We start from the raw sequence: 13,026 nt of genomic DNA on the forward strand, positions 1-13,026 counted from the left end.
CGCGGGGCACACGGCCCGGACCGGTCAGATGAAGCCGGTCGGCAGGTACTGGTCGACGTTGTCCTTGGTGACCACGGCGGAGTAGAGGGTCAGCGAGGACGGGATCTCGAACTCGGCGAGGCCGCCGACGCCCTTGCCCTGTCCGAGCGCCCGGGCGAGGTCGATGGCGGAGGCGGCCATCGTCGGCGGGTACAGGACGGTCGCCTTGAGCACGCTGTTGCCTGCCTTGATGGCGTCCATCGCGGACTTGGCACCCGCGCCGCCGACCATCAGGAAGTCGTCGCGCCCGGCCTGGTCGATGGCGCGCAGCGCGCCCACGCCCTGGTCGTCGTCGTGGTTCCACAGCGCGTCGAAGCTCGACTGGGCCTGCAGCAGTTGCGCCATCTTGGCCTGGCCGGACTCGACGGTGAAGTCGGCCGCCTGGCGGGCCACTTTCTTGATGTTCGGGTAGTTCTTCAAAGCGTCGTTGAAGCCCTTGGTGCGCTGCTGGGTCAGCTCGAGGTTGTCGAGGCCGGCCAGTTCGACGACCTTGGCGTTCTTCTTGCCCTTGAGCTGTTCCCCGATGTAGTGGCCGGCGTTGAGTCCCATGCCGTAGTTGTCGCCGCCGATCCAGCAGCGGTACGCCTGCGGGGAGGCGAACACACGATCCAGGTTGACGACGGGGATACCCGCCCTCATGGCCTGCAGACCGACCTGGGTGAGCGCCTTGCCGTCGGCCGGCAGGACCACCAGGACGTCGACCTTCTTGTTGATCAGCGTCTGGATCTGGCCGATCTGCTGGGCGGTGTCGTTGGACCCCTCGGTGATCTCCAGCTTGACGTCGGAGTATTTCTTCGCTCGCGACTTGGCGTTGTCGTTGATGGCGTTGAGCCAGCCGTGGTCGGCCTGGGGGCCGGCGAAGCCGATGGTGACAGGCTTGCCCGGCTTGTCGTCCGCGACCGGGGCGGCATTGTCCGCGGCCCCCTCCTGGTTCGTGGGCTCATTGCTGGTGCAGGCCGTCAGCAGCGCGCCGGCGGAAACGGCTGCGGTGCCGAACAGGAGTGATCTGCGGCTGGTGGCGGGGGTTCGTGCCATGGCGGATGGACCCTTCGACTGGGCGGGGTGCGGCAGATGGTGGATGTGGGGGGCCGGACGGCGGTGTCAGGGGCCGCCGTCCGGCGGCGATGCACGGCGTCAGGCGTCGCCGCCGCGCATCGAGCGGCGCTGGACCAGGACGGCGGCGACGATGATGGCGCCCTTCGCGATCTGCTGGACAGCGGTCTCGAGGTTGTTCAGGGCGAAGATGTTGGTGATCGTGGTGAAGACCAGGACACCGAGGACGGAGCCGATGATGGTGCCGCGACCGCCGCTGAGCAGGGTGCCGCCGATGATCGCCGCGGCGATGGCGTCCAGCTCGTAGAGGTTGCCGTTGGTGTTCTGACCCGAACCGGAGAGGACGATCAGCATGAACGCGGCGATACCGCAGCACAGTCCGGACAGCAGGTACAGGTACAGACGCTGGCGCCGGACGTCGATGCCGGCGAGGCGTGCCGCTTCCGCGTTGCCGCCGACCGCGACGGTGCGCCGGCCGAACGTGGTGCGGTTGAGCAGCAGCCAGCCGATGACGGTGACAGCGGCGAAGATCAGAACGAGGGGCGGGATGCCGAGGATGTAGGCGTCCCTGGCACCGAGATCGAGCACCGATCCGACGGTCACGACCTGGGTGCTGCCGTCCGTGATCTGCAACGCCAGGCCACGGGCGGAGGCGAGCATGGCCAGCGTCGCGATGAACGGCACCATCCTGCCGTAGGCGATCAGCAGACCGTTGACGAGACCACAGCCCACACCGACGATCACCGCGGTGAAGAGGATGCCCGCGAAGCCGAACTCCTGCGTGGCCACGGTCGTCGCCCACACCGAGGCGAGCGCCACCATCGCGCCGACCGACAGGTCTATCCCGCCGCTGGTGATGACGAACGTCATGCCGACGGTGACGACGCCGATCACGGACGCCTGAGTGAGGACGAGCTGCAGATTGCTCGTCGCCAGGAACTGGTCCGGTGCGGTGATCCCGCCGACCGCGACAAGGACGGCGAGGACTCCGAGCAAGGACAGACTGCGCACGTCCCACCGCAGACCGGGTCGGCGCGAACTCTCCTGGTTCTCCGCGGACTTGGCGGCGGACGTCGGCGCTTCCTGCTGCGCCGCAGCGGCCGGCTGCGTCATGGCGTCAGGCTCCCTTCCATCACAAGATCAAGTACACGGTGCTCGTCGAGCTCCCGGGCGTCCGCCGTGTGCACGACGCTGCCTTCACGGAGCACCAGCACCCGGTCGGCGAGCCCCAGGACTTCGGGCACCTCACTGGACACGAGAAGTACGGCCAGGCCCTCGTCGGCCAGCCGGCGAATCACTGCGTAAAGCTCCGCCCGGGCGCCGATGTCGACACCCCTGGTCGGCTCGTCCAGCAACAGCACCTTGCAGCCTCGCAACAGCCAACGTGCGAGCACCGCCTTCTGCTGGTTGCCACCGGACAGGGTCCTGATCGCGGCATCGGGATTGTCCGGCCGGAGGGACAGTTCCCGAACCGCCTGGTGCGCCGCTGCTCGCTCGGCACGCCGGTCGATCCAGCCCGCGCGAGCGAACCGGGACAGGGTGGAGACCGAGACGTTGCTGCTGACGGACTCCAGCATCAGCAGGCCCTGCGCCTTGCGTTCCTCGGGCGCGAGGCCGATGCCGGCGCGGACGGCGGCGCGGACACTTCCGGGGCGCAGCGGTGTGCCCTCGACGAGGACACGGCCGTCGTCGGGCTTGCGAGCCCCGTAGATGGTCTCCAGGATCTCGCTGCGCCCGGACCCGACGAGTCCGGCCAGACCGACGATCTCACCGGGCCGCAGTTCCAGATCGACGGGCGTGAACTCCCCTCGCCTGGTCAGCCCTTCGACCTTCAGCACTGGCTCTCTGTCGGCGGCGAACCCGGCCTTGGGGCGCTCGGGGAAGACGTACTCCACAGTCCGCCCGGTCATCAGGGCCACGACCTCATCGGTCGGCGTCGACTCGGCAGGCAGACCGCCCGCGACCGACCGGCCCTCCTTCAGGACCGTGACCCGGTCGCCGATGCGCCGGATCTCCTCAAGGCGGTGGGAGATGTAGATGACGGCGACGCCATCCGCCGTCAGATCACCCACGATCCTGAAGAGGTTGTCCACCTCTTCGGGGTCGAGCGCCGCCGACGGCTCGTCCATCACGATCAACCGAACCTCGTGGGACAGCGCGCGGGCCATCGAGACGATCTGCTGCTGCGCCGCGGACAGGTCGCCTACGAGCGTCGTCGGATCGATCTCCGAGTGCCCCAGCCGTTTCAGCAGCTCCGCGGTCGCCGTGCGGGCGGCAGAGCCGCGCACGACGAATCCTGCGGAGGTGGGTTCGTGCCCGAGGAAGACGTTCTCCGCGACGGACAGCCCCTCGATCAGGTCGAGTTCCTGGTAGATGGTGGCGATGCCGAGACGCATGGCGGCGACCGGCGACCCCAGGGTCACGCGCTCACCGCGCCAGGTGATCTCGCCGCTGTCCGGCTGGTGAGCCCCGGCGAGCACTTTGATCAGAGTGGACTTGCCGGCCCCGTTCTGGCCGAGCAGGCAATGGACCTCGCCGGCCTGGACCTCGAGATCCACGCCGTCCAGGGCGCGAACACCCGGGAACGACTTGGTGATACCGGACATGGTGAGCAGGGGTGGTTGTGGTGCCATGAGGAATCCCCTCGGCGGATGCGGGCCGTGAGCGGGCAGGGCTGGGGTGGTTCAGAGAGGCGGCTCTGGGGAGCCCCTGGCGTCGTGTGCGCTGGGGCGTAGGCCCTGAGAAGGGCAGGGCGGGGCTGACGGCCCGACAACCGTGCGGTGGTGGCGGCCGCCGACGCTTCATGCGGTGGTAACGGCGATGACGTGGGTGTTGCGAGGGCTCTACCGGTGTTGCAAGGGCGCCATGGGGTTGCCGAGGCGTCATGGGTGCCGGATCGCCAATGCCGTTGCACTGACGCTCGGTTGTAGTGGCGCCTGGTTGTACGGCGCCACAGGGTTGCAGTAGCCCGAGTGGCGGTCCGTCGCCGACGAAGGCGGCAGCGGTCAGGCGGGTGAGAAGACGTGGTCGCTGATGAGCCGGGCCGCGCCGATGGCTCCGGCGACCGGTCCCAACTCACCCAGCACAATCGGCAGGTTGCCCGTGGCCAGCGGCAACGACTGCCGGTACACCTGGGTCCGGACGCTGGCCAGCAACGTGTGCCCGAGCCCGGTCACACCACCACCGATCACCACCATTCCCGGATTGAAGAAACTGACAAGACCGGCGATGACCTGGCCCAGACGCCTCCCGCCCTCCCGGATCAGCTCCAGAGCCACCACATCCCCTGCCGCCGCGGCAGCCGACACGTCCTCGGCCGTCAGCCGCCCCGCCGTCTCCAACCGGGCAGCGAGCTGTACCGACTTGCCCTCACGTGCGGCCTGCTCCGCGTCACCGGCCAACGCGGCACCGCTGAAGTGGGCCTCCAGGCAGCCCCGGTTGCCGCACGCACACGCGCGGCCTCCCGGTTCCACCTGAATATGACCGATGTCGCCAGCACTGCCCGTCGTCCCCCGGTGGACCTCACCGCCGACGACGATGCCGCAGCCGATGCCGGTGCCGATCTTGACGCACAGGAAGTCGCCCACGGAGCGGGCGACGCCCGCGTGCTGCTCCCCCATCGCCATCAGGTTCACGTCGTTGTCGACCATGACCGGGCAGCCGAGTTCCTGGCTGAGCGCCTCCCGCACGGGAAAGCCGTCCCAGCCGGGCATGATCGGCGGCGCGACCGGTACGCCCTCGGGGAAGCGGACCGGGCCCGGGACGCCGATACCGGCGCCGTCGAACCCCTCCGCGACACCGGAGGCCTTGAGCTTGTCGGCCATGGACAGCGCCTGCTCGAAGACCGCCACCGGGCCCTCCCGGACATCCATGGGCTGATTCAGATGGCCCAGGACCTCCAACTCCGCGTTCGTCACGGCGACATCGACCGATGTGGCACCGATATCGACACCGAGGAAACGCAGGGTCGGTGAGAGCCGGATGTTGTGCGACCGCCGGCCACCCCGGGACGGAGCCAGCCCGTCCGCGACAACCAGCCCCGTCTCCAGCAGCCGGTCCACTTCGACTGCCAGCTTCGAACGGGACAGGTCCACCAGATCACCCAGCTGGGCACGAGAGTTGGAGCCGTTGTCGCGCAGCAGACGAAGCAGCCGCGCCTGATGCGCGTTCTCAGGTCGAGCAGTCATCCGCCTCACGATTCCTCCCCTCCTCTCGCCCACGGCTGGGGCCCGATGCCTGTCTCCGTCGACTACGTCGTCAGGCTGTCGGAGAGGAACGTAACAACGATTTTCCAGACTGGGAAGTACTTACGCATGATTGCGGACTACTTTTTCCACACGCAGGACAAAGTGAGGCGAGTGACCTCCGAGAGCTCAGGGCCGGGAACCACCTGGCTCACCGAACCCTGCCGTCCGGGGCCGCCGTGCGGCGCCTGGTCACGGTCACCCTGGCGGGCGTGCGCCCTCCACAGGACTGACGTCGCCGGGGAACGAACTCTCTTCCGCTGAACACCTCTTGGCACCACTACGTACTAAGGACATCCGTAGATAACAGACAGAGGACGACGGAAGTCGACGGGCCGGAAACAGGGCGCCGACGACGATGGTCGAGGTGGAGGGCAGCGATGGGAAGTCCGGCCCTGAACTGGACGCTGGCGGCGGTCGCCGCATTCGTGGCCGTCGTGAGCGCGGCCCGGCTGGCAGCCTCCGACGGCAGAGAGGCCCGTTTCGCGGCTGGAGGCGATCTCGTCATGGCCGGCGGCATGGCCGCGATGTTCCTGCCCGCGACGGCGGCCGGCTTCGGGGACCACGGTCGGTGGTGGGTGGCGGCGTTCACCACTGTCGGCCTGGGCGGCGTGGCCTTGTCCGTACGCCAGGGTCGGCTGCACGGCTGGCGACACGGCCGCCGCTGGGCGCATCACATCATCGGCAGTGCCGCCATGGTGCTCATGACGCTCGCCATGCCGGGTACCGACTCCGCGCCGGTCCTCGCGTTGGGCGGACACTCGATGGCCGGCATGGAGCACGGGCATGGGCACGGATCCGACACCGTGGGGATGGCGGGCATGACCGGGATGGAGGGTATGGACCACTCCGCGGGGATGACCGCCCACGACATGACGGCCGGTGCCGCCCACAGCTCCGCATCGGGAGACTCCACCTCTGTGTGGCGGGCCGTCCTGCTCACCCTTGCCGTGTACTTCCTGCTCTCGATCGTCTCGGCCGTGTGGGCGCGGCTCCGCGGCACCGACCGACGAGCGGGTGCGGGCCGCGCCGCGGGCAAGGGCCGCTGGGCGCGGCGGCTCCTCGCCCTGCCCGACGCGATCGTGGTGTTCGCCGCGTCCCTGGCCATCTCCGTCTGGGACAGAACCCGACCGGGGGGCGACAGGCGCCGGGCCCACGCGGCAGCGGGCAGCCGCAGCCGCCGTCGCCCACCGGGCACGTCACCGGGAGCGGCGCTGACGGCCCACATCGGCATGGGCGGCACGATGTGCGCCATGCTCGTCATGATGGCTGCCTGACCGCCCGTAGCGGATCAGTGACCGCCGCTCGACGTAACCGCCAGGCGCTTCTTGAACGTCCTGCCGCCGTCCTTCGACTCGAACACCCCGGTCTGAGTGGCGGCGAGGACATGCTCGGCGCTGACGGCGGTGAGCGCCTGTGGCCGGCCGCCCGGCACGGTGGAGACCTTCTTCCATGTGGTGCCGCCGTCCGTGCTGCGATTCAGGCCGCCGGAGGTGGCGATGCCGTAGAGGCCGTCCTTCGCGGCCCAGGAGAGGAGGGCCGTCACCGGCCCCTTCCCCGGGGCGAAGGTCTGTCCGCCGTCGCTGCTGCGGGCGACGCCCTCGGCGGTGGTGGCCAGGACGATGCCGGGGTCGCCAGGGCTGACTGCTATGTCCAGAGCTTCCAGCCGGGCCCCGTCCTGCCAGGAGACGCCGTCCTTGGTCGTGCGCACCAGGCCGTCGGTGGAGTCGTAGCCGTAGACGGTGCTGTGGGCGGATTCCAGGGCGTGGAAGTCGAACTCGCCTGCCAGAGACAGCGACTTCCAGGTCTCGCCCGCGTCGGTGCTCTTGATGAGCCCCTTGTTGCCGCCGGAAGTGGGGTGGCCGCTGGCGTAGAACGTCTTGGCGCCGGCCACGGTGAAGCCCATGAAGTCGTCCTTGCTGTCGCCCACCAGCTCAGGTTCTCCCTTGGCGTCGGGGGTGTAGACGCCTTCGTGGGTGGCGACGTAGAGGCGCTGGTCGGCGGGGTCGAGACCGAGACCGTGGATGTGGCTCACGGTCGTCCCTGAAGCGGCGGACGAGCCGTTCGATTCTGCGCTGTCTCCGTTGCCGGAGCATGCGGCCAGGGTGAGGGTGAGAGCCAGGGCGGTGGCTGTCACGGCGGCAGGGCGCTTGTCCATGATTCCTCGGGGGCGTACTGGTGCACGGGAGCGGCGACCGCGATCGCGGTCATGCCGGCATGGAAAGGTGACCGCCCGGGCTCCTCGGGTGCGCGCCTCGGAGCCCTGGGCGGTCAGTGGGTGATGCGGATCAGAGCCGATCGAGGATCTTCTCGAACTTCTCGACCTCGGCGGACTGGGTCTTCACGACGTCGGCGGCGAGCTTCTTGGCCGTGGCGTTACGGCCCTTCTTCTGCTCGTCCTCCGCCATGGTGATCGCGCCCTTGTGGTGCTCGATCATCAACTCCGCGAACATCCGGTCGAACTCGGTGCCCTTGACAGCCCCGAGCTTCTTCATGTCCTCGTCGGACATCATCCCGGACATCCCGGACCCGTGGTCCATGCCGCCGGATCCGTGGTCCATGCCGGGCATGCTCTCCTCGGCAGACTCCGGCTTGCCCCAGGCCTTCAGCCAGGACTTCATGGTCTGGATCTCCGGGTCCTGGGCCTTCTCGATCTCCCCGGCCAGGGTCTTGATCTCCGCGTCGGAGGCCCGGCCGTCCGCGAGCTTGGACATCTCCAGGGCCTGCTCGTGGTGCGGGATCATCATCTGCGCGAACGTGACGTCCGTGTCGTTGAACGCGCCGGGCGCCGGGTTCTCCCCCGTCGCCTGGGTCGGCGAGGCGGAGGCGGAAGCAGAGCTGCCGCTCCCGTGGTCCATGCCCTCCATGTCGTTCCCGCCGCAGGCGGCGAGCAGCAGCCCGCCCGCCGTGACGGCTCCCACCAACGCGAGACGGCGGCTCAGGCGGCGGTTGAGGGCGTGCTTGTAGGCAGTCATGTGCGAGGTACCTCTTGTCGTCAGTTCTCTCTGTGCGGACTAGGCGTCTGCGCGGGCAGCACTGGACGGCCGCGCGGCGGTTCGGCCTATATCCGCAGAACTGACAACTGGGAGAGGAGCGGTCTTGGCGGTGTAGTGCCGGGGCGCGCCAAGGCCATCGATCGGGCGAGGAGGGCGGTCAGCCGCTCATGTCGGCGGAGCACCAGCGCATGCAGGAACAGCCCGAGCAGCCACACGGTGAGAACCGCCAAGCACACGGACATCGGATCCATGCCACTCGGGAGCTCGTGAACCGGCGACTCGGTGGGCGACGCCACGGTCCCGTGCCCGGCCGTCACCTCCGGCTCGTACGCGTGCTCGGAGGCTGCGGCCTTCTGGGCCATACCGTCCTGGTGCACACCTGCGGCAGCAGGGATCGCGCCGCTCATACCGTGCCCGGAGGAATCTTCGGGGTGGCCCATCGTGTGCATGGCGAACACGCCCAAGGTGAGCATGACGACAAGCAGGAGGTACCCGAAGGCCCCACCTGCGCGCAGCCGCCCGCTCATGCTCAAGCCTGCCCTCCGTACTCGACCTACCGGGATACTACTAAGTCACTTGGGACTGGACGGGCACCGGGCACCGGCTGCCCAGTACGACACGCGGCCGCGCCCACCTCGGCACCGCCATCGCCGCACCCCTCACCGATCTGGTTGCGTACCTGAAAGGCCGGACATGCCTTGGCCGGCCCGGCCCCGGAGGCCAGTTCTCAGACCCGTCGTCGCCCGGAGGCGGTCGGCCCGAGGGCGAGGACGGCAAGGATCACGAAGGCGGCGACGGCGGTGAGCGTGCGGGCGTCATTGAACAGTTCCCAGCGGCGCAGGATCTCGAATCGGCCGTGGCCCGCACCCCGCAGGCCTGTGCGGGCCGCGCGACTCAGTGTGCGTGTCCGGTGTCTCCCTCTTCAGGGCCGGCCTGCGAGGGCTTCGCGGCCTCGTCCACCGCACCGCCGGCATGCACCGTGAAGGCCGCCGTACGGACCTTGCCCTCGTGCTGGAAGTCCAGGAACAGGCGGTACGCGCCGGCGCTGGGTGCGGTCGCCGTGAAGGAGACCTCCGGGCCGGGCTTGGTCTTGCCGTCGCCGGGCTCGCCGTTCGGGTGGACGTGCAGATACGCGAGGTCGCCGGAGCGCAGGGCAACCAGGTGGCCGTACGCGCCCAGGTAGGGCTGGAGGTTCCGGACCGGCTTACCGTCCTTTGCCACCGTCAGCGTGAGTTCGCCGGCCTTGCCGGGGGTCAACGCGCCGCGCAGCTTCACCTCGTAGCCGTCGACCTTCGCTGCGGTGTTGTGCTCGGGCAGCTCACCGGGCTCGTACCGGCCGGACGCGGCGAGGTCGGCACCGAGGGTGAGCGCTTCACCGCCCTTCGGCTTGAAGTCGGCGAAGACGCGATAACCGCCGGCCCTCGGCAGGTTCACGGGCGTCGACCAGGTGCCGTCCGCGGCCCGGGCGGGGTGCAGGTGGCGGTAGACGGTCAGGTCACGTGAGGCGACGATCAGGTGCAGATCCTTGCCGTGCTCACGCTGGTACGCGGTGACCTTGCGTCCGGTGCCGTCCTGAACGACGGCGAAGCGCAGCTCGGTCTTCTCGCCGGCCTCGATGCGCGGGGTCTTCAGGTCGAGCGTGTAGCCGCTCCTGGAGATCTCGAGGCCGCCTGGCGGTTCCGCTTCGTGACCGCCGTCCTTCGCCTCGTGATGCCCGGCCGCTTTCTCCTTGTGCCCGGCGACCGCGTGGCCTTCGGAGCCACTGTGCGTGCCGCTCTCCGGCTCGGGCGAGATCGGGCCGACCGCGCCGCCCACGCCGAAGGCGGCGCCGAAGGTCGCGGCGAGTGCGGCGGCGAAGACGGTGACCCGCAGTCCGGTGTTCATCGACAACTCCTCATCTCCCGGCCGCTCGTGCGTGCGGCCGACACCTTCAAAATACCCCCGGGGGGTACCAAGTCAAGTTGGATCGAGGCTTGCCATCAAATACGGGTGGGGGGTATACATGGAGCCGTTGCAGATACCCCCTAGGGGTATGAACCACTAGTTGCGGAGGACCCGTGTCGAACTGCTGCACCACCGACGGAAGCTGCCACACCCCGGCGGAGTCCAAGACCACTTACAAGGTCGACGGCGTCGGCAGCGCACACTGCCAGGGTGTCGTCGCCAAGGCGGTAGGCGGTCTGGACGAGGTCGCCGCGGTCGAGGTCGAGATCGGCACCGGCCTGGTCACGGTGACGACCGCGGCCGAGCCCGACGAGGCGCTCGACGCGCTGATCGCCAAGACCGTCGACGAGGCCGGCTACGACTTCGCCGGCCGCGTGGCCGCCTGACCGGCGAACCGTGCGGGGGCCGCAACATCTTGGCGGCCCCCGTCCTCCCTGTCTTCTTTCGCACTTCGCGTTCGTGAGCTCCGAGGAGCAGACATGACCACCACCACGCCCGGCGCCGCCGAGGTCGAACTCGCCATCGGCGGCATGACCTGCGCCTCGTGCGCCGCCCGGATCGAGAAGAAGCTGAACCGCCTGGACGGGGTCGAGGCCACCGTCAACTACGCCACCGAGAAGGCGAAGGTCACCTTCCGCGAGGACGTGACCGTCTCGGACCTGATCGCGACGGTCGAGGCCACCGGCTACACCGCTCGGGAGCCCCAGCCCGAGACCGCCCGCTCCGGCGACCCCACGTCCGGTGGCTCCGCGCAGGAGGAGAGCGACGAGCTGCGGCCGCTGCGCCAGCGGCTGACCGCCGCCGTGGCGCTCGCCGTCCCGGTGATCGCCATGGCCATGGTCCCGGCGCTGCAGTTCGAGTACTGGCAGTGGCTCTCGCTCACGCTGGCGGCGCCCGTGGTGACGTACGCCGCCTGGCCCTTCCACAAGGCCGCCTGGACGAACGCCAAGCACGGTGCCGCCACGATGGACACGCTGATCTCCGTCGGCACCACGGCGGCGTTCCTGTGGTCCCTGTGGGCGCTGTTCTTCGGCACGGCCGGCACCCCCGGCATGACCCACCCCTTCGAGCTCTCCATCGCCCGCACCGACGGCGCCGGGAACATCTATCTGGAGGCCGCGGCCGGCGTCACCGCCTTCATCCTGGCCGGGCGCTACTTCGAGGCGCGCTCCAAGCGGAAGGCGGGGGCGGCGCTGAAGGCCCTGCTGGAGCTCGGCGCCAAGGAAGTCACGGTCCTGCGTGGCGGCCGGGAAGAGCTCATCGCGGTCGGCGATCTGAAGGTCGGCGACCGGTTCCTGGTGCGGCCCGGTGAGAAGATCGCCACCGACGGTGTGGTCGTCGAGGGATCGTCCGCCATTGACGCCTCCATGCTCACCGGCGAGTCCGTACCCGTGGAGGTCGGCACCGGGGACGCCGTCACCGGCGCCACGCTCAACGCCGGCGGCCGCCTGGTCGTCGAGGCCACCCGCGTCGGCGCCGACACCCAGCTCGCCCGCATGGCCAAGCTGGTGGAGGACGCGCAGAACGGCAAGGCCGCCGCACAGCGGCTCGCCGACAAGATCTCCGCTGTCTTCGTCCCGGTCGTGATCGCCCTGGCGCTCGGCACTCTGGGCTTCTGGCTCGGCAACGGCGCCGGACTGACCGCCGCCTTCACCGCCGCGGTCGCCGTCCTGATCATCGCCTGCCCGTGCGCCCTGGGCCTCGCCACGCCGACCGCCCTCATGGTCGGCACGGGTCGCGGCGCCCAGCTCGGCATCCTCATCAAGGGCCCAGAGGTCCTGGAGACGACGCGCAAGGTCGACACCATCGTCCTGGACAAGACCGGCACCGTCACCACCGGCAGGATGACCCTGCTCGCCGTGCACACCGCCGACGGCACCGACGAGGACGACGTCCTGCGCCTCGCCGGCGCCTTGGAGCACTCCTCCGAGCACCCCATCGCCCAGGCCGTCGCCGCCGGTGCCGCCGCCCGCGTCGGCACGCTCCCCACCCCGGAGGACTTCGCCAACATCGCCGGCCTCGGCGTCCAGGGCATGGTCGAAGGCCACGCGGTCCTGGTCGGACGCGAGAAGCTGCTCGCCGAATGGGCCATGTCGCTGCCGGAGGAGCTGCAACGCTCCAAGGCCGACGCCGAGGCGGCCGGGCGTACCGCCATCGCGGTCGCCTGGGACGGCGAGGCACGCGCCGTCCTGGAGGTCGCCGACGCCATCAAGGAGACCAGCCCGCAGGCCATCGAGCGCCTGCGCGCCCTGGGCCTGACGCCCATCCTGCTGACCGGTGACAACAAGGCGGTCGCCGAAGCGGTCGCCGCGGAGGTGGGCATCGCCCCCGAGCACGTGATCGCCGAGGTCATGCCTCAGGACAAGGTCGACGCCGTCAAGCGCCTGCAGGACGCGGGCCGTTCGGTCGCCATGGTCGGCGACGGCGTCAACGACGCCGCCGCACTGGCCCAGGCCGACCTGGGCCTGGCGATGGGTACGGGTACGGACGCCGCGATCGAGGCGGGCGACCTGACGCTCGTGCGGGGCGACCTGAGGGTCGCGGCGGACGCCATCCGCCTGTCCCGCAAGACGCTGGGCACCATCAAGTCCAACCTCTTCTGGGCCTTCGCCTACAACGTCGCCGCCCTGCCACTCGCCGCCGCCGGCCTGCTCAACCCGATGATCGCCGGAGCGGCCATGGCCTTCTCCTCGGTCTTCGTGGTCGGCAACAGCCTGCGGCTGCGCGGCTTCCAGCCCGCCGACCGGTGA

General features: G+C 69.7%; 11 protein-coding genes. 3 read left to right on the forward strand and 8 right to left on the reverse strand.

What is annotated here, in order from left to right; genetic code table 11:
• Positions 1-24: 24 nt before the first annotated feature.
• The 4 genes from AC07DF_RS34145 to AC07DF_RS34160 form a co-directional block, all read right to left on the reverse strand.
• Positions 25-1,074, reverse strand: a complete 1,050-nt coding sequence (locus AC07DF_RS34145) for a substrate-binding domain-containing protein (RefSeq protein WP_478980126.1) — start codon at positions 1,072-1,074, stop codon at positions 25-27.
• Positions 1,075-1,173: 99 nt separating this feature from the next.
• A complete protein-coding gene (locus AC07DF_RS34150) occupies positions 1,174-2,205 on the reverse strand; it encodes an ABC transporter permease (RefSeq protein ID WP_478980128.1) in 1,032 nt (343 codons plus the stop codon).
• Positions 2,202-3,725: a sugar ABC transporter ATP-binding protein gene (locus tag AC07DF_RS34155; protein WP_478980131.1), complete on the reverse strand. Its 1,524-nt coding sequence runs from the start codon at positions 3,723-3,725 to the stop codon at positions 2,202-2,204. The genes AC07DF_RS34150 and AC07DF_RS34155 overlap by 4 nt, the downstream gene beginning before the upstream one ends.
• 372 nt (positions 3,726-4,097) lie before the next feature.
• Positions 4,098-5,279, reverse strand: coding sequence for an ROK family transcriptional regulator (locus tag AC07DF_RS34160; RefSeq protein WP_478980133.1), 1,182 nt, complete (start codon positions 5,277-5,279; stop codon positions 4,098-4,100).
• Positions 5,280-5,716: 437 nt separating this feature from the next.
• Here AC07DF_RS34160 and AC07DF_RS34165 point away from each other — a divergent pair, with 437 nt between their 5' ends.
• Positions 5,717-6,613, forward strand: coding sequence for a DUF5134 domain-containing protein (locus tag AC07DF_RS34165; protein ID WP_478980135.1), 897 nt, complete (start codon positions 5,717-5,719; stop codon positions 6,611-6,613).
• Between the two features lie 14 nt (positions 6,614-6,627).
• On the opposite strand, the gene AC07DF_RS34170 is transcribed toward AC07DF_RS34165, so the two are convergent.
• From AC07DF_RS34170 to AC07DF_RS34185, 4 genes are all read right to left on the reverse strand, one after another.
• Complete coding sequence (locus AC07DF_RS34170; protein ID WP_478980137.1) at positions 6,628-7,494, reverse strand: F510_1955 family glycosylhydrolase; 867 nt, start codon at positions 7,492-7,494, stop codon at positions 6,628-6,630.
• Between the two features lie 130 nt (positions 7,495-7,624).
• Positions 7,625-8,311 (reverse strand): DUF305 domain-containing protein, encoded by a 687-nt coding sequence (locus AC07DF_RS34175; RefSeq protein ID WP_478980139.1) that lies wholly within the window; start codon positions 8,309-8,311, stop codon positions 7,625-7,627.
• Between the two features lie 86 nt (positions 8,312-8,397).
• Positions 8,398-8,865, reverse strand: coding sequence for a DUF6153 family protein (locus AC07DF_RS34180; protein WP_478980141.1), 468 nt, complete (start codon positions 8,863-8,865; stop codon positions 8,398-8,400).
• 361 nt (positions 8,866-9,226) lie between these two features.
• Entirely contained in the window at positions 9,227-10,216 is a 990-nt protein-coding gene (locus tag AC07DF_RS34185; RefSeq protein WP_478980143.1) for a hypothetical protein, read from the reverse strand.
• Between the two features lie 173 nt (positions 10,217-10,389).
• Here AC07DF_RS34185 and AC07DF_RS34190 point away from each other — a divergent pair, with 173 nt between their 5' ends.
• Positions 10,390-10,662, forward strand: coding sequence for a heavy-metal-associated domain-containing protein (locus AC07DF_RS34190; RefSeq protein ID WP_478980145.1), 273 nt, complete (start codon positions 10,390-10,392; stop codon positions 10,660-10,662).
• A gap of 93 nt (positions 10,663-10,755) precedes the next feature.
• Entirely contained in the window at positions 10,756-13,026 is a 2,271-nt protein-coding gene (locus AC07DF_RS34195; protein WP_478980148.1) for a heavy metal translocating P-type ATPase, read from the forward strand.

The sequence above is a fragment of the Streptomyces sp. NPDC044719 genome (assembly GCF_056433405.1).

Coding starts and splice junctions, on each gene's coding strand:
- AC07DF_RS34145 (WP_478980126.1), bottom strand. CDS start 1,074: ATGGCACGAACCCCCGCCACCAGCCGCAGATCACTCCTGTTCGGCACC.
- AC07DF_RS34150 (WP_478980128.1), bottom strand. CDS start 2,205: ATGACGCAGCCGGCCGCTGCGGCGCAGCAGGAAGCGCCGACGTCCGCC.
- AC07DF_RS34155 (WP_478980131.1), bottom strand. CDS start 3,725: ATGGCACCACAACCACCCCTGCTCACCATGTCCGGTATCACCAAGTCG.
- AC07DF_RS34160 (WP_478980133.1), bottom strand. CDS start 5,279: ATGACTGCTCGACCTGAGAACGCGCATCAGGCGCGGCTGCTTCGTCTG.
- AC07DF_RS34165 (WP_478980135.1), top strand. CDS start 5,717: ATGGGAAGTCCGGCCCTGAACTGGACGCTGGCGGCGGTCGCCGCATTC.
- AC07DF_RS34170 (WP_478980137.1), bottom strand. CDS start 7,494: ATGGACAAGCGCCCTGCCGCCGTGACAGCCACCGCCCTGGCTCTCACC.
- AC07DF_RS34175 (WP_478980139.1), bottom strand. CDS start 8,311: ATGACTGCCTACAAGCACGCCCTCAACCGCCGCCTGAGCCGCCGTCTC.
- AC07DF_RS34185 (WP_478980143.1), bottom strand. CDS start 10,216: ATGAACACCGGACTGCGGGTCACCGTCTTCGCCGCCGCACTCGCCGCG.
- AC07DF_RS34195 (WP_478980148.1), top strand. CDS start 10,756: ATGACCACCACCACGCCCGGCGCCGCCGAGGTCGAACTCGCCATCGGC.